The following is a 17,645-nucleotide window of genomic DNA, read 5'->3' as shown; positions in this document are numbered from 1 at the left end:
TGCCAACCTGTTGACTTTCTTTGTTGGCAGGTTCGGTAATACAATCTTCTGGTCTACGGGGCTTGCGTAAACGCTGTTGATATTTAGAAAAAACGAAAGTAAAACGAAGTGGAGTCACAGAAAGTAATGTTGCCGACCTTGCTCTTTAGGGCGTTTGTACTGATATCAGTCACGCTGTTCGCCTGCGCCTCACTGCTAAAAAGCATTGGCTGGTATAACGTATTTTTTCAAGCTGTTGAAGACATCGTCGGGGGCGACAAAGCACTTCACCTAATCGTGGCGTTTTATATCTCATTACTGGTAAGTCTGGCAGTAAATACTTCCCGACGCCAACCATCGACACACTTTGTCAATCGGGTGTTTATCTGTCTGTTCATTTCATTTTCGACCGATGAATTATTGCAGTTATTATCCAGTTATCGTCATTTTTCCTTTGCAGATCTGGTGGTCAACTATGTGGGCCTGCTGCTGGGTTGGGGAGCAGGTCGCTTGCTGCTGAAAACCACAATGAACGATCATCAGCACCGTTCATAAATAACTGTGCGAGTATATTTTGAACGCTCTGGACGGCCCACCTCTCTCTCAAATTACAGACGTAAAAAAGCCAGCAATTAAGCTGGCTTTTTTGAATTTGGCGGAGAGATAGGGATTTGAACCCTAGATACGCTATAAACGTATGCCGGTTTTCAAGACCGGTGCTTTCAACCACTCAGCCATCTCTCCGTAATTGCGGTGGATAATACGCACCTCTTTTTTTGTTGTAAACTCTTTTTATTTATTCTTTGCTCAACCGCTCAGAATAAAAACAAAATGGTCTATTTCTACTTTTTCTAGCGTTTTTTCCGCTTACTTACGACCTTTTTTATGCTCTTATATGGCTTAAAATTCGTAGCTGTGATTATTATTAGTAAGCTCATCATGCCTAGCAATATAAAACTTTTTGCTGTTTATTGCTCATTGTTGCCTTGTTTGTTATTGCCGCACTCAGCCCTTGCCACTGAGACCGAGATGACGTTTTGCCACACAGTTTTATCACCTCAGACTGGTGACTGGCGGCAACTAAATGCTCAATGCGATATTGGCTCCGGGTTATGGGGGAAAAAGCCCAAACCTACAGAAGGAAGCTTCTGGGTTCAGTGTAACTACAGCCACTCTTTACCAGGCAAGGCGTTTACTGAAAAGGTAAATACTTTGTTTACGAATAAAACTTATCTGATCAAAGACAACAATCACTTCCGTTGTTTAGCCGGCCCGTATTCCACGTACACTCAGGCATTGCAAGCAAAAAAACGATTTTCAGATCTGCTGAATATAACGACTTTTATTCGCCAGACAGCAAATAAAATCAATATCCCAGATAAAGAACAGCAGAGCTTACCCGCGGCAAAACTGTCGGAAAAATCTAACAATAAAGGAGACAGTGCGCAGGTCTCGACATTGATTGAAAATCGGGTGATTTTAAATTCGATTATCTACTCGTTCACTTTCAATGGATTAAAGTATCATCAGCCTCGAAATATCAACTCAACCAAAACTATGCCTCCAATGTTTATCAGTGAAAAAGATAACTATTGGTCTCGGGTTAATCTCTCTTCTGCAGAGAGTTGGTGTAAACGTTTTGGTTTGCGCTTACCGTACTTTGAAGAATTAGAGCGGCTTCAAACTCACGGGCAACACCTTGTGCTGCGGTATCAATGGCCGACTCAGGTCAATTATTGGAGCCGTTCTGTCAATCCATTGTCAGGAGAGATTAAAACGATCAATTTAAGAAACGGTAAATACGATGAATACCGTCCACCAGCCTTACTTTACACGACTTGCGTATCTGACTAATCTTACATAAATATTTGTTTTTGTGAGCTTTATCAGCATTGAAACATAATTTTACAACTTTGCTTTTAAAGATAATGAAATGTTAAGTATCATGCGTTATAAGGAACTAGCAAAGACATTACGAGCTGGTGATTATTCAAATACGCATGAATGACTTGCATTTATGAACTTTCACCCTCATATATGTCTTAATAGATATCAATATAACTAACCCTAAGGGGACAACTTATGAACGATCGTATTGTCAATCGTAGTGCTTCATACGATAGCGTACTTTCAACCAATAAGGTTTTAAGAAATACCTACTTCCTGTTATCCATGACGCTGATCTGGTCTGCTGCTATTGCTGGTCTTTCTATGGCAATGAACCTGCCTTATCCTGGCATCATCATCACCTTGGTTGGTTTCTACGGTTTAATGTTCCTGACAGAAAAAAACCGTGACAGTAGCTTAGGCATTGTCTTTACTTTCGCATTAACGGGTTTCATGGGTTATACCCTTGGGCCAATCCTTAACATGTATCTTGGTGCAGGTTTAGGCCACGCTATTGTTCCGGCTCTAGGCGGTACTGCCCTGACCTTCTTAGCGTGTTCTGCATATGCTCTTACTACTAAACGTGATTTATCGTTCTTGAACGGTATGCTGCTTGCAGGTTTTATCGCGATTGTTGTGGGTATGATTGCAAACATCTTCCTGCAAATGCCGATACTTTCTCTGGCAATTAGCGGTATGTTTGTGCTGTTCTCATCAGCAGCAATTTTGCTAACCACACAGTCGATTGTTCGTGGTGGTGAAACTAACTACATCTCTGCAACTGTTACGCTGTACGTCTCTATCTACAACCTGTTCCTAAGCTTGTTACAAATCTTAGGTATTATGGGTAGTGATGACTAATATTATTTAGTCACAGACTGATTTCTAAAGCGTCCACTTGTGGGCGCTTTTTTATTTCGAATGCCGAATTTCTTACTTTTACTTGCAGCAAAGTCTCTGAGTCACTATCCTCTCTGCGTTCCAAATATCGAGGCACATCATGCTTGAATTCGAAGGCAAACAATTAGAAACCGATGCTCAGGGTTACCTGAAGAATATTGATGACTGGTCAAGCGAGCTCGTTCCTCTTCTGGCACAAGAAGAAGGTATAGAGTTGACCGAAGCACATTGGGAAGTGGTGAACTTTGTTCGTGAATTCTATTTGGAATTCAACACATCCCCAGCTATTCGTATGCTGGTTAAAGCCATGGCGAAGAAATACGGTGAAGACAAAGGTAGCTCTCGCTATCTTTATAAGCTGTTTCCGAAAGGTCCGGCCAAGCAGGCGACAAAACTAGCCGGGTTACCTAAGCCGGTCAAATGTATCTAGCATAAACACAGGGCGTTCACGCCCTCTGTTATTTGATTTCAAAACCATCGACATGCCGCCACTCAAGTTCTTCTGTTTCAACCTTATCAACCCTCGACATCCTGGGCCCCTTTTTTAGCCAAGCCAGCAGTTTATTCACATTTTCTTCATGACCACAAACTAAGACTTCCACACTTCCGTCTGGGAGGTTCATCGCATACCCCGTTAACCCGTCCTTTAGCCCTTCATGCGCAGTATGAAACCTGAACCCTACGCCTTGCACTATGCCTTTCACATTCGCTTTTACACAAATTTGTGACATGAATCACCTCAAGAGATCTATTTGCATTCCGATAAGCTCTTATATTGTAATTTATCAATTAGAACAAAAATAACCTTTGTAAATAGGAAGCCCAATGAAAGAAATCGCATTTCGATGGATCGATAAATACCTCATTCACTTAAAGCTGCAAGAAAAGTTCTATCTGTTATTCCTACTTCCATTGATAGCAATTATCAGCGTTAGTGCAATTTTAGTTGATGCTGCCCAAAAGCAGCGTGTTGAAATCACGACAAAACAACTTGATACAACTGCAGCGTTATTTGCAAAGTACAATGTCAGCCAGACCGATGCGTCAATGTTACTAAGTGAGAGCGGCTTAAAACTTGGTGGCGGTGATCTTTCTACCTCGGTATCCGAACTGAATTATTCGCTCTCAGCTGTTGATGCACCCAGCCTGTATAGCTACCTTTCCTCTGTACAAATCAGCCTGACACTCACTTTGCTGGCTGTTGTTTTAGCGTCTGTCTACTATATTATGACGTTCATCGGCGGTGCAATGTTCACCATGAACAGAGCCCTGCTCAACCTTGCCGAGGGCGATTTGACGGGCCGTATGAACTTCTTTCAGGTTCGTGATGAATTCAGCACCATTGCAATAACCATTGACCGCGTCGCCGATCGTGAACAAAAACTGGTTAAGGCAACACAAGAAGCGACAGCAATGATGCAGCAGATCAGCAGTAGTTTGCGTCAAAGCAGTCAGCAGAGTGAATCGTTATCTGTTATTCAGCAGCAACATTTAGATTCACTGGCCAGTGCCACCGAAGAGATGGCCACATCGATTCGTGAAGTCGCAACTCATGCGCATCAGACCTCAGATCAGACCCGTGAAGCTCAGCAGGTTACTGAACATGGCCGTGCCCAGGTTGGTGAAACTAAATCTGCGATTTCAACACTTTCTTCTGAAATCAACATGGCAGCAAATGCTGTCACTGAATTAGATAACAATGCCGCTAAGATTGATGACGTGGTCACTACCATCAATAGTATTTCTGAGCAGACAAACCTACTGGCACTGAATGCTGCTATTGAGGCCGCCCGGGCCGGGGAGCAAGGCCGAGGCTTTGCCGTGGTTGCCGATGAAGTTCGCACTCTGGCTGGCCGTACACAAAGTGCTACGGTAGAAATTCAGCAGATGATTGAATCATTGCAGAAAAACAGCCAGCAGCTAATGTCAGTAATGAAAAATACCGTTGATAATGCGCACCACAGCGAACAAATGATGGACTCAGTTGACGGCGAAATCAGCCAGATTACAGATCGCAACCAGCAAATCTCCGATCGCAGTACTGAAATTGCGGCCGCTGCAGAGCAACAAGGTGCCGTTGCCGATAATATTGCCTCTAATGTTGAGCAGGTTCGTGAACAGTCACACCAGATCTGCGATGTCATTTCACAAGCAACCAATGAAATTGAACGTTTAAATCAGCAAGCACAGGTCTTGGAATCTTTGATGAGCGGCTTGAAAGCTTAATTCTGAGCTCAGCCTGAGTCCCTAGAGCCGCCTGATTTGGCGGCTTTTTCATTTGCTTTTCAGAACAACGAGCAACATAATACGCCCCCATTCGAATTCCACACCGGGCAAGTCATGACAGCTTCTATTTATCTGGTAAAAGGCCGTGAAAAATCACTGCGCCGCCGCCATCCTTGGGTCTTCTCTCGCGGCATTGATCGCATTGACGGTAAACCTTCACTGGGTGAAACCGTCGATATCTATGACAACAAAGGTGAATGGTTAGCACGCGGTGCTTATTCTCCACAGTCTCAGATCCGTGTTCGCGTATGGACATTCAATAAAAACGAAGCCATTGATGTCGATTTTTTTGTTAATCGCCTCAAAGCAGCGCAAGGCCTGCGTGATATTTTGGCCGCTCGTGATGGGCTGACAGGTTACCGCCTGATCGCCGCTGAATCGGATGGCTTGCCTGGTATTACTATCGACCGCTATCAGAACTTCCTTGTCTGTCAACTGCTAAGTGCGGGTGCTGAAGCACAAAAAGATGCATTGGTAGAAGCACTTAACATTTGCTACCCGGATTGCAGTGTCTATGAACGTTCTGATGTTGCGGTACGTAAAAAAGAAGGCCTGAAGCAACGTACCGGCGTGCTTTCTGGTGAAGAGCCCCCTAAATTTGTTGTCATTGAAGAAAACGGTATAAAGATTAATGTCGATATCGTTGGTGGCCACAAGACAGGTTTCTACCTTGATCAGCGAGATAGCCGCCAGGCTGCCGTGAAATATGTTAATGGCAAACGCGTTCTCAACTGCTTCTGCTACACCGGTGGTTTTGGTTTGTATGCCCTAAAAGGTGGCGCAAGCCAGGTTGTCAATGTCGATGTTTCACAGCCGGCACTTGATACAGCACGCCTGAATGCTGAAATGAACAGCCTTCCGGTAGAAAATGCTGAATTCCTAAATGCCGATGTCTTTAAACTGTTACGTGAATACCGTGAGCGCGGCGAGCTGTTTGATGTGGTAATTATGGATCCGCCAAAGTTTGCGGAGTCAAAATCGCAGCTAATGGGTGCATGTCGTGGTTACAAAGACATTAACATGCTGGCGATGCAAATTCTGAAGCCTGGAGGCACACTGTTGACCTACTCATGTTCAGGTCTGATGGACAATAACCTCTTTCAAAAGATCATTGCCGATGCCGCTCTTGATGCCAAGCGTGAAGTACAATTTATCGAACGCTTTAGTCAGGCGGCCGATCACCCGTTAGACAGTGCATACCCTGAAGGTTTCTACCTGAAAGGCTTTGCCTGCTACGTAAAATAAGCAATACGATAAATGATAATGCCTGACACCCGTCAGGCTTTATCATTCAGTCTAGGGCCGAATAATCTAAAATAGACGTATCACTGATACCTTAAAAGCGGCTAATGCAGCATCGCGGCAATACAACCACTCAATGTCATCACAAACAAAAACCACTTTAACGTTGATGGTTTGGCTTTAATTGCCATATTTACTGCAATATGGGCACCAAACATCGTTCCAAATGCCAAGATCAAACCTGGCGTCCACAACACTAATCCTTCAATAACAAACAATACCAAAGCGACAAGAGTGAACACTAGCGTACAAAGCATTTTTAATGCATTTGCCCGAACCAGATCATAACGTAGCGTACCGGCCAGTGCGGCAATTAAGACGAACCCCACTCCAGCCTGAACAAATCCGCCATAAAAACCCGCCATCCCAAGCCCCCACCACGAATGTGGTGTTTGCATGACTTTCTTAACGGGTGTGCCAGGCTCAGGCGCCATCACTGAAGGCTTGACCAGCATAACGAATGCCATTGTTAACATCGTGCCTAATAACAGCGGTTTGATGAGGCTGGAGGGCATATATGCTGCTGCTCCCGCTCCTAGTAATCCACCAATAACCGAAGGGATAAGAATGGGAACAATGTCGTCAGATTCCATTTTTCTGTGACGCTTAAAACCGGCGACGGCAGTAACGGCTTGCATTAGCACCCCCAGTCGGTTCGTTGCATTCGCAACCTCCGCGGGCATCCCCATTAACATCAGTGCAGGCAAGGTTAAGTTTGAACCGCCCCCCGCAAGCGTATTAATCATTCCGGCAAGAAACCCTGTCACCAATAAAAGAATAACTTGTAGCAGCGTTATATCCATATCAAACCGCCATCCTTTAGCCCTTCAGGTTATGTTAACGTATTTTATAAGTCATTCTGCAAATATTTTATGTCACATTGTTATAAACGCTATAAATATTCAGTATTCAGTTTAGGTTAAGGTTAAAGCTTCAAAATCAGTCACTAAGATCTAACAGTACTATAAGCCATTTATTAAATTTGATATCAATGTACAACAAAAATGATCAAGGAATAAACATGAAACTACGTACCGCCATTCTAGCAATGACAGCATGTGGGCTAGGTTTCCCATCCTTTGCAGCTGTGAATATTGACCTGCCAGACAGCGCTGAACTTATCTTGGTTAATGGTATTAAAGCTCAGGGGAACGACACGCTTACTCTGAACAATGGCCAAAACCAAATCGCTTTCCGGTACGAAGGCGGATATCGTGAAAACGGTGAATACAGTATCTTCAAATCAGATGTTATTATCATGGCGTTTAGCGGGACAGATACCCACGTTTCACTAACACTTCCTAAGTTACGTTCGAGTTTAGACGGGCGGGCATTTAATCGTGAACCGGCACTTACATTAACGAATAATACCGGTACTCCCATAGCGTTCGAACAAGACAAACTGATGAATAGCGGTATGCAGCTTGGGCGTGATTTTGAAGCTGAAATTGCCGCTTACAACCAGACATCGCAGCCTGCCGCTGTAACCAGCTTACCAATCGCCTCACTGTCAGCAATCAATCAAAGTACCATTGTGGCTAACCAAGCAGAAGATGGAAATGTCGCAGAAAGCATGCTGAATTATTGGTATCAACAAGCTGATGAGGCTACGCGTGTTCGCTTTAAGGCACGTATCAATCAGCTGTAATCAAACAGCAGGTATCCCACTGAATCCTTCATCTTGAGGTAGCTTGGGCATGAAGGCTGAGTACTATGGATGATTAGTCACTTAGTCTGCCCTCAGGTAATAATTAGATCTCACATTAAACAATATCCGATGATACCGGATTTACAGCAATCGACACTCTCACCCTTTCCTTATCCATAACAAACAAGACCACATTCTGTAAAATCACCGCTTTTGATCTTGTATTTTCCATTCATAGAATAAATTAGTTGCTGTTGCAAAATAAGTAGTGTTGCCTTTCATTAAAATGACATTTTTTTGAGATTTGGTATGGAAAAAAAGACAGGTGATGATGCTTTTTTAGGCACATAACATATAGTTGTTTTTCGGCGTAATTAAAGCAAAACAAGCCGTTTTACTGTCTTACCTACTTAAACGAAGATTGAAGGATAAATAAATGAATCATTCGAAACACCAGGTGATCAAGTGTATCTTTTCACTCAGTGCCCTTACCGCATCATGCTTAATTGCATTCAATGCACAAGCAGCAAACACTGCTAACAACTGTCGCCCTGACGGACTCTACCAGACTGAAGGCGTAACGGTGCCTTATTGTACCGTTTATGATCAAGATGGTCGTGAAATCATGGGAGCCGACCACCCACGTCGTGTCATTGGTTACTTTACCAGCTGGCGCGCTGGCAATGATCCACAGAGTTCGTACCTGGTAAAAGATATTCCATGGGAGCAACTCACACATATCAACTATGCATTCGTTAGTATTGGCTCTGACGGCAATGTGAATATTGGCGATGTAGCCGATCCAACAAATCCGGCTGTTGGGATGGAGTGGGATGGTGTCGAAATCGATCCGGCGCTTGGTTTTAAAGGCCACTTCGGGGCGTTGGCAACCGCCAAAGCAAAACATGGCGTTAAAACTCTGATCTCAATTGGCGGCTGGGCCGAAACAGGCGGTCACTTCGGTGCTGATGGTAACCGTATTGCCGACGGCGGATTCTATAGCATGACCACCAATGCTGACGGCAGTATCAACCAAGCCGGTATCGATAAATTTGCGACTTCTGCCGTTGAAATGATCCGTAAATACAAATTCGACGGTGTTGATGTCGATTATGAATACCCAACCAGCATGGCGGGTGCCGGTAACCCTTACGATAAAGCGTTTTCTGAGTCTCGTCGTCCATATCTATGGCGTTCATATCAAGAGTTAATGCGTGTTCTGCGTGAAAAGCTGGATCAGGCAAGTGCCCTTGACGGCGTCCACTATATGCTCACAATTGCCGCCCCTTCATCAGGTTATCTGCTCCGTGGTATGGAAACCCATGATGTATCCAAATACCTCGACTACGTGAATATCATGTCTTATGACTTACACGGTGCATGGAATGATCATGTGGGCCACAATGCAGCCCTCTACGATACTGGTAAAGACTCAGAACTGGCAGCATGGAACGTTTATGGTACCGCTGCCTACGGCGGCATTGGCTACCTAAATACCGACTGGGCTTATCACTATTTCCGCGGTTCTATGCCAGCCGGCCGGATCAATATCGGCGTCCCCTACTACACCCGCGGCTGGAAAGATGTCACTGGCGGTACCAATGGCCTTTGGGGCAGAGCAGCACTTCCTAACCAGGCAGAATGCGCGCCCGGTACAGGTGAGGGCGAGAAAAACAATTGCGGCAACGGTGCTATGGGGATCGATAATTTATGGCATGATAAAAATACCAAAGGTCATGAAATGGCTGCGGGGTCGAATCCAATGTGGCACGCAATGAACCTTGCTAAGGGCATCTACGGTAGTTATGCCGCTACTTATGAGCTAGATCCGGTCAATAATCCTCAGCATCAACTGGTTGGCACCTATAACCGACATTACGATAATGTCGCGATTGCTCCTTGGCTGTGGAATGCTGAGAAGAAGGTCTTCCTTTCAACTGAAGATAAAGAGTCTATCAACACCAAAGCCAGCTACGTTATTGATAAAGAAATCGGTGGCATCATGTTCTGGGAACTGGCAGGTGACTACAGCTGTTATGTTCTTGATGCCAATGGTAAGCGTACCAGTGTAGATGCAACGGAAAGCGCTTGCGCTTCTGGCAATGGTGAATACCACATGGGTAACACTATGACCAAGGCTATCTACGAGAAGTTCAAGTCAGCCACACCATATGGTAATACCGTCGCTACAGGCCCTGTTCCTACAGCAGCACTGGATATTACAGTATCGGTTGGCGGCTTTAAGGTTGGCGACCAAAACTACCCAATCAATCCTAAAATCACATTCACCAACAACACTGGTACGGAACTGCCGGGAGGCACTGAATTCCAGTTCGATATTCCTGTATCAGCGCCTGACAATGCTAAAGATCAGTCTGGTGGCGGTCTGAAGGTTATCTCTTCTGGTCACACTCGTGCCGATAACATCGGTGGTTTAGATGGTGTAATGCACCGGGTAGCCTTCACTCTGCCTAGCTGGAAAGGCTTACCGGCTGGCGGCACTTATGAGTTAGATATGGTGTACTACCTGCCAATCTCTGGCCCGGCTAACTATACTGTGAATGTAAATGGTGTAGATTACGCGTTTAAGTTTGAGCAACCGACCTTGCCAGTAGGTCCTGTAGGTCCGGGGCCTGGTCCTGGTCCTGACGAACCATGTGTCACAACAGGTATCAACACTTTCCCCAACTGGCCACAAACAGACTGGGCCGGAAACCCCAGCCATGCTAACCAAGGTGATAAAATCATCCATAACGGTGTTGTCTATCAGGCCAACTGGTGGACAAGTTCAACACCAGGCAGTGATGGCAGTTGGGCTAGTGTCTGCGCCATTTAGCGGTAGTCAAAAACTGCCGTTAAAAAATATCGGTTAAGTGACACAATGAAGGACGCAGGTGGTAGTTCAATTAGGTGATGTTCGGCCAGCTCTATCACCTGCGTTTTTTTATTTAGCGACGACATATGAAATATCAGTATATTACATATCACTTCATCGCTGTTCCATTCGGTCTTTAAACTGCGAGTCCCTCTCATGGAGGTCCGTGACTAATGTTGCGTATGCTATATAGCGCTGACTCTTCTCAAAAGAGAGAAAAATGAGATATTGTGCTCAATTTTCAATCAAACAGTTTAACCGTGTATTTATCAAACTGTTTATAAATCACTTTAAAAATTAGTCATCAATAACAGTAATTTACACCATATAATTAAAAAATCATTCAGACTTTATTACATTTTTGATTGCATTTGTGGCAAGTCAAAATTAAATCATGTTATGTAAATAACTCTATGATAGATAAACAAATATCATTCATTAAAGTTAAATATAACTGACTAAATAAAGTAAAAAGTATATATTTTTTTATATCCCAAACAATCAACTTTAATTCATTTTATGCTAAAGTCACCGCCCCATTAACCCTAAAAATAAAAAGAGTGTTAAGTAAGGACGATGAACAAAGCAATTTGCCTATTCATTTTGGCTTTAAGTTATTTACCACTTCAAGCAACTGCAAGTAACGTTAGAAGTCACTCATACACGGAAAGTACCAATGCCGATATTGTTATCAAATACATATACAAACAAGCCCAGCTCGATCACATCATCGATTATCAACTCTTTGCCGAAGGTTACGCTGCCTATACTGCAACTAAGGGTAGAAAAAAATCGATACTGACTATTATTGATTACAGCAGGCCGTCGACTGAAAAAAGGTTCTTTGTTATTGATTTAAAAACAAATAAATTACTTTATCATACATATGTAACACACGGTGTAAACAGTGGCGGCAAGGTCGCAAACCGTTTTTCTAACATAGTCAGCTCAAGACAGACATCCCTTGGCACTTTTCTTACTGACACAACTTATAATGGCGGTAATGGTTATTCATTAAAACTCAATGGCCTGACCAAAGGTGTAAATGATAACGCCCGCCGTCGCTATATAGTGGTACACGGTGCAGAGTATGCCACTGAAGCTTTTATCAAACGAAATGGCTACTTAGGACGCAGTTGGGGTTGCCCGGCACTGCCTACCGGTTTATCCAGGAAAATAATCGATACCATTAAAAATGGCAGCGTAATTTACGCTCACGCTTAATGTTATATATTTAAATAAACTGAGATGAGATATTTTGCCTCATCTGTTTTTATTAACATGAATATCTAATTAAAAAGGCAAATGGCTTCACGATTAATTCGGGGGTTGGGGATAGATAAAAGTAATCCCTGCCGAAGCAGGGATTTATATAACATGGAATGACACTATTAATTAAGCAAGTACTTGTTCTGCAGATACAAACTTTAAATCTAACGCTGTAGCGACACTTTCACAAGTGATCTGACCTCGGTACACGTTAAGGCCATTCAAAAGATGCCGATCTTCCTGAAGTGCCGTTTTATATCCTTTATCTGCAAGTTTAAGTATATAAGGTAACGTTACGTTATTGAGAGCAAATGTTGACGTGCGGGCAACAGCACCCGGCATATTGGCCACACAATAGTGAACAACATCATCAACAATGTACGTAGGATCGCTGTGGGTGGTTGCGTGTGAAGTTTCTACACAACCGCCCTGGTCAATTGCTACATCAACAACAGCTGAACCTGGTTTCATGTTCTTAATCATTTCAGCAGTTACCAACTTAGGAGCCGCTGCACCCGCTACGAGTACACCACCGATAACCAAATCAGCTTCCAGTACATATTTCTCGATCGCATCTTTCGTTGAGTATACACACTGAACAGCACCGCCGAACTGAGCATCTAGGCTGCGCAAAACGTCAATACTTCGGTCTAGCACAACAACATTTGCGCGCAAGCCCACTGCCATCTGAGCAGCATTAGCACCAACAACACCCCCACCGATAATAACCACTTTAGCTGGCTCAACACCTGGAACACCGGCAAGTAACATGCCGCGACCACCTTTTGACTTTTCAAGGGCAAAAGCACCAGCCTGAATCGACATACGCCCAGCCACTTCAGACATTGGCGCTAACAATGGTAAACGACCTTTATCGTCAGTAACCGTTTCATAAGCAATACAGATGGCTTTGCTGTTGATCAGATCTTCTGTTTGTTCTGGGTCAGGGGCAAGGTGTAAGTAAGTGAACAAAATCTGGCCTTCGCGCAGCATTGCACGCTCAACCGCCTGAGGCTCTTTTACTTTGACAATCATTTCAGCCTCTGAAAACACTGCATCAACAGTCGGCAAGATTTGTGCCCCGGCATCAATGTAATCTTGATCACTGAAGCCGATACCAGAACCCGCAAGTGTCTCAACATACACAGTATGACCATGGGCAACTGCTTCACTTACAGAAGCTGGAACCATACCAACACGGTATTCATGAACTTTAATTTCCTTCGGTACACCAATAATCATCGTCGTTTCCTTACTGCCTGTTTAGTGTTGAGTAACAATAAATAATTTCCTCCGGAATGTGTCACCAAATTTTAACCTAAATGAAACAACCGGAACTGGCATTTTGTTCTGCAGCAGCAGAATAAACTAACTTTGCAGTTCGTCACATTATAAAGAATCACATAATGGCCACATGATAGACCAGTAAGCCACGTTTAAATGTAATATTGGATATAAAAACCAAAAATGTAAGTATAGGTGGAGCCAACCACTACCATAGGTGGATAAAATTAAGCTATTTCAGCTAATTAGAAAGAGATTGCGTGGTGTTAATTAGAATCAAATCCTGTTTGGGTTAGTTTTGACTCAAATTTGGTTGACACGAACACACCTGACTTATAACAAAAGACATATTTTATTAACAAAGGAGGTGAAAGGTAAGCCCTGCCCCTCAGCACTGTCTAATACTTGAGGTTGCGTGGGTATATATAGAATTATTGAAGTAGGACTAAAGAGGGAGATTAAGCTGATGAAAGCTGCAAGCCATGGCATTCAAATTAATCAGGTGGGATAAGAAAGCCGCTAAAACAATAGACTGCTAACGGCTTCTTTTGACTGAATCAGGGCTGATTAGCAGTAACTGAGCCTCAGTCTTCGAATTCCCATGGCATATCCGGAAGTGCGGCCAGGTTCTCTGTATAGCGTTTAAGATCGAAGCTACCTTCGTTTTTGGCCACATCAAACACTTCGATAGACAATGCGCACGCGATCATCTGCACGGCTTCATCACGGCCTATTCCTGTCATCATCAGACGCATCAACGTTTCTTTAACTTTGATCGGATTACTATCTGTAAGCTGGTTTTCTACGATTTCAACCAGCATATCGCCAGTCATGATTTCTTCATTCTGCATCTTTAGTGCCTACTTAAATAATTACGACAAATTTTATACTATTTCACACCACAGTTATATTAAGCGTTGTCGGCGTTCCTTCTCTCCAGATCCAAGGACGATAAGAAACCAAAAAATTAGCAAGTGTTTTAATGCTAGCCCACAGCTTGAGAAACCGACGACTCGGCTGATGTAGTCACTAACGCCATGACCGCAGAATGTGCGTGATCCATTGAATAAAAAGAGTAGTCAAGCGGCTGGCTATGCTCCAGTTCCACTTCGTTAACTAACACCGTTTTCAACCCTGCAGCGACTGACGAAGTCACGCCCGTAATGCTGTCTTCTATCGCCAATACCTGATGCGGAGCAAAACCTAACGTCTCGCAAGCTAACTGATAGATATCCGGTGCAGGTTTATTATTAGCTATATCGTCACCACTAAAGACATGATCAAACAACTCGAGCCAACCATGTCTGGCTAAAATTTCCTCAACATAAGCCCGAGGCGCCCCTGTCACAACAGCCAGAGGTACTTTACCTGCTAACGCTTTTAATAAGGTGCTAACCCCTGACTTGGCTGGAATATTACCGACTAGAAGAGCCTGTTCGGTAATCGACTCCATCTGTTCCAGCATATACTCAGCGGACAGCTCAATAGTAAATCGTCGCTTCAGATCTTGTGCGACTTTATCCCAGGTTACACCGGCATAATCCGTCAGAAATGATGACTTCGAAAAATCGATGTCCCTACTTTCTAAAAATGTTGACCAATTATCGGCATGGAAAACTTCAGAATCGACGAGCGTACCATCGAAGTCGAAACAAATTGCCTGCATAGAACCTACATCCTTAACTTACCGCGAAGGCGCTATATTAAAAGCTCCGCACTTTGATCGCAACTCAACCATGTATCGCGAATAACATCTCTCTCTTATTGCTTAAACTGCGTTTTAAATTGCAAGTTATGATAGCCAATACAGAAGTGACTCATTCCGCATTCGTACCACATGATTTTTATTTAGATCGCACGGGGCATTAACGTGGATTCATTCATCAGCATATCGATACACGCATCTATTTGCTTTGCGCTACTGACATAAAAACCTTGGATATAATGGCAATTCATACCCTCCAAAAGATCAAACTGCGCCTTTGTCTCTACCCCTTCAGCTACGACCTTGATACCAAGCTTATGGCTAAGCTCAAGTATGAGTGACACCAGAGTTAGGCTGCCGGTATTACTCTCAATCTCAGTAATAAAACTGCGATCAATTTTAATAAGATCAGGCCTCAGATCAACGATCGCACCCAGTGATGAATACCCGGTACCAAAATCATCAAGGGCAACTTTAATTCCCCTCTTTTTAAATCGCGCCAATACATCATGAATATAGCAACTCTCTTTCGATGCAGTTGTCTCAGTAATTTCAATCACAATTGAGCTGTTTGGTAATTCATACTGTTCAATTACATCGCAGATACATTCATCTTGCCCACGATTGATAAACTCTTTTACTGAACGATTGATTGAAAAGCAGATAGAGCCATAACCCAGCGCATGAATTTTTTTCAGATCCTGGCAAGCCTGATGGAGCACCAACATACCTAACTGATTTATCAGGCCGTATTTTTCAGCTATAGGAATAAAAACCGCGGGAGAAATGTCACCCTGGATGTCGTCATGCCAGCGTGCAAGGGCTTCAAACTTAACAATTTGGCCTGTTTGGGTATGAATGATCGGCTGATAGCAAACGTAGATCCTCTGTTCAGCAATCGCTTTTTTCAGTCTATCTCTTAACTGAAGCTTTAAAATATCTTGTGTTTGCAACTGACTATCATAAAGACAAGCACCATTACGTCCCTCACCTTTCATATTGTACATGGCGTAGTCTGCATTTTTCAGCAATGCGTTATGAGTTAAACCACTTTCAGGGTATGCAGAAATACCAATACTAACGGTCGCATTGACTTCAATATCATCAATATTAATAGGTTCAGCGATCGATCTGTTCACTTCTCGCGCCAATTCAGAGGCTTGTTCTGCATTAACATTTGGCAGTAGTACGGAAAATTCATCACCACCATAGCGGCAGATATTGTCATGGTCAGGAAAAATTAACTTCAGTCTATCTGCAATCTGAACTAACACCCTGTCACCGAAATCATGACCATAGAGATCATTTATTGACTTAAAATCATCCATGTCAATAAACAGAATCGCGAACACCTGATCATCCATTTTGACTTTTTTGCTTTGAGTTTCGACTCGCTGTGTAAAGCTGCGACGGTTTACTAAGCCTGTTAAAGCATCATAATAGGCAAAAAATATCAGCTGCTCTTCCGCTTTTTTCCAATGGCTAATATCGCGGAAAACCGCAACGTAATTCACCACGGAATCGTCAACGCCTTTAATCACATTGATCGATATTTCCTCCGGGTAAATTTCTCCACTTTTACGACGATTCCAGATTTCTCCCTTCCAGCGTCCCTTGGTATGCAAACTCAACCACAGCGACTGGTAATAATCTTTGTCATGCAGGCCGGAGGAAAGAACGCTAGGAGACAAACCCAGCAACTCATGCTGTTTATACCCGGTAGTACATTCAAATGCATGATTAACCGAAATTATCCGGTTGTTGTTATCTGTAATAAGGATACATTCCGAGGTGTTATCGAACACAACCTTAGCCTGATTCAACTGACGTTCTGTTTCAACACTTATCGTCGCATCACGTTGAATACCGGCGATACGCGTCGGATTGCCATCACCATCGTTTTCACCCTCCCTGCCTTTGATCGTTAACCATCGTTCCTGACCCGACTCCCACATTAACTTTTTTTGTTTGGATAACAGTGCCGAGTATTTAAGTTCAACGCCGAGCAAATAACTGAGGCTGCAACTCCACTCTTCAATCTCCTGAGAGTGCTCATAAGTACTATCGAATAAGCAGGCAACAATACCGACAGGTTCATTGGTATGAGCAAAAATTGGCACGCCAAGATAGCCTTCTGCGTTTAAGTCTTGCCGTGGTTTATCACGGGGGAAAAGCTCTTGTACACTTGAAGGGTAATGGCAGGTACAACGGTCTGACTGAACATGTTTACACGGGGTATCGACAAGGTTGTAGCTGAAGTTTTTCCCCACTCTCCCGTTTTCACGATATGACAGGGTGCAGACCTGCTTTTTATGCTCATCAAAGTAACCGATAAAACAGTGCTGAGGGTTCAATTTGTCATAAACTAGCTCAGTGGCTTTATCAAATAATTCTGTTCCATACAGGTTCTGAAGTGCATTCTTTATTATTTTATTCATCACTATAAAGTGCCACTATCAAGCTACCCTCGTGTTAATAAGTCGGTATTCTGCTTCCCGCTTATCAGCCCA

The 17,645-nt window shown here is 43.4% G+C and carries 14 protein-coding genes, 1 tRNA gene and 1 pseudogene; 9 read left to right on the top strand and 7 right to left on the bottom strand.

Annotated elements, in window-relative coordinates; all coding sequences use genetic code 11:
- Positions 1–108 precede the first annotated feature (108 nt).
- The gene (locus AC2204_RS04755; RefSeq protein ID WP_318924340.1) at positions 109–534 is read left to right on the top strand and encodes a VanZ family protein; all 426 of its coding nucleotides are present in this window, start codon (positions 109–111) and stop codon (positions 532–534) included.
- A 98-nt stretch (positions 535–632) separates the two neighbouring features.
- Here AC2204_RS04755 and AC2204_RS04750 read toward each other — a convergent pair.
- Positions 633–723: transfer RNA gene (locus tag AC2204_RS04750), tRNA-Ser, on the bottom strand.
- A gap of 468 nt (positions 724–1,191) precedes the next feature.
- Here AC2204_RS04750 and AC2204_RS04745 point away from each other — a divergent pair.
- The 3 genes from AC2204_RS04745 (at position 1,192) to tusE (ending at position 3,196) form a co-directional block, all read left to right on the top strand.
- Positions 1,192–1,833 (top strand): adhesion domain-containing protein, encoded by a 642-nt coding sequence (locus tag AC2204_RS04745; RefSeq protein ID WP_318924339.1) that lies wholly within the window; start codon positions 1,192–1,194, stop codon positions 1,831–1,833.
- A 228-nt stretch (positions 1,834–2,061) separates the two neighbouring features.
- Positions 2,062–2,727: a Bax inhibitor-1/YccA family protein gene (locus AC2204_RS04740; protein ID WP_318924338.1), complete on the top strand. Its 666-nt coding sequence runs from the start codon at positions 2,062–2,064 to the stop codon at positions 2,725–2,727.
- Between the two features lie 139 nt (positions 2,728–2,866).
- Complete coding sequence (gene tusE / locus AC2204_RS04735) at positions 2,867–3,196, top strand: sulfurtransferase TusE (RefSeq protein ID WP_107284405.1); 330 nt, start codon at positions 2,867–2,869, stop codon at positions 3,194–3,196.
- A 28-nt stretch (positions 3,197–3,224) separates the two neighbouring features.
- Here the strand turns inward: tusE and yccX are convergent, their stop codons facing one another.
- Positions 3,225–3,497 carry an acylphosphatase gene (gene yccX, locus AC2204_RS04730; protein ID WP_318924337.1) on the bottom strand — a complete coding sequence of 91 codons (273 nt, stop codon included), beginning with the start codon at positions 3,495–3,497 and terminating at the stop codon, positions 3,225–3,227.
- A gap of 94 nt (positions 3,498–3,591) precedes the next feature.
- Between yccX and AC2204_RS04725 the strand changes: the two genes are divergently transcribed.
- A complete protein-coding gene (locus AC2204_RS04725; RefSeq protein WP_318924336.1) occupies positions 3,592–4,992 on the top strand; it encodes a methyl-accepting chemotaxis protein in 1,401 nt (466 codons plus the stop codon).
- A 114-nt stretch (positions 4,993–5,106) separates the two neighbouring features.
- A complete protein-coding gene (locus tag AC2204_RS04720; protein WP_318924335.1) occupies positions 5,107–6,297 on the top strand; it encodes a class I SAM-dependent methyltransferase in 1,191 nt (396 codons plus the stop codon).
- A 101-nt stretch (positions 6,298–6,398) separates the two neighbouring features.
- Here the strand turns inward: AC2204_RS04720 and AC2204_RS04715 are convergent, their stop codons facing one another.
- Entirely contained in the window at positions 6,399–7,157 is a 759-nt protein-coding gene (locus AC2204_RS04715) for a sulfite exporter TauE/SafE family protein (RefSeq protein WP_318924334.1), read from the bottom strand.
- Positions 7,158–7,375: 218 nt separating this feature from the next.
- On the opposite strand from AC2204_RS04715, the gene AC2204_RS04710 reads away from it, so the two are divergent.
- From AC2204_RS04710 to AC2204_RS04700, 3 genes and pseudogenes are all read left to right on the top strand, one after another.
- Positions 7,376–8,002, top strand: a complete 627-nt coding sequence (locus tag AC2204_RS04710) for a YccT family protein (RefSeq protein WP_318924333.1) — start codon at positions 7,376–7,378, stop codon at positions 8,000–8,002.
- Positions 8,003–8,540: 538 nt separating this feature from the next.
- Positions 8,541–10,838 (top strand): annotated as a pseudogene (locus tag AC2204_RS04705) (chitinase C-terminal domain-containing protein); the annotation flags it as partial.
- Between the two features lie 615 nt (positions 10,839–11,453).
- On the top strand, positions 11,454–12,101 hold the full coding sequence (locus tag AC2204_RS04700; protein ID WP_318924332.1) for a murein L,D-transpeptidase catalytic domain family protein: 648 nt from the start codon (positions 11,454–11,456) through the stop codon (positions 12,099–12,101).
- Positions 12,102–12,272: 171 nt separating this feature from the next.
- On the opposite strand, the gene ald is transcribed toward AC2204_RS04700, so the two are convergent.
- The 4 genes from ald to AC2204_RS04680 all read right to left on the bottom strand — a co-directional run bounded on the left by ald (position 12,273) and on the right by AC2204_RS04680 (position 17,573).
- The gene (gene ald, locus AC2204_RS04695) at positions 12,273–13,388 is read right to left on the bottom strand and encodes an alanine dehydrogenase (RefSeq protein ID WP_318924331.1); all 1,116 of its coding nucleotides are present in this window, start codon (positions 13,386–13,388) and stop codon (positions 12,273–12,275) included.
- A gap of 626 nt (positions 13,389–14,014) precedes the next feature.
- Complete coding sequence (locus AC2204_RS04690; protein WP_318924330.1) at positions 14,015–14,281, bottom strand: hypothetical protein; 267 nt, start codon at positions 14,279–14,281, stop codon at positions 14,015–14,017.
- Positions 14,282–14,415: 134 nt separating this feature from the next.
- Entirely contained in the window at positions 14,416–15,096 is a 681-nt protein-coding gene (locus AC2204_RS04685) for an HAD family hydrolase (RefSeq protein WP_318924329.1), read from the bottom strand.
- A gap of 182 nt (positions 15,097–15,278) precedes the next feature.
- The gene (locus AC2204_RS04680; protein WP_318924328.1) at positions 15,279–17,573 is read right to left on the bottom strand and encodes a putative bifunctional diguanylate cyclase/phosphodiesterase; all 2,295 of its coding nucleotides are present in this window, start codon (positions 17,571–17,573) and stop codon (positions 15,279–15,281) included.
- Positions 17,574–17,645: the final 72 nt, after the last annotated feature.

It is taken from the genome of Photobacterium sp. (assembly GCF_057456235.1).
Note: the sequence above shows the minus strand (reverse complement) of the source record. Positions and strands in the feature narration are given on the sequence as shown.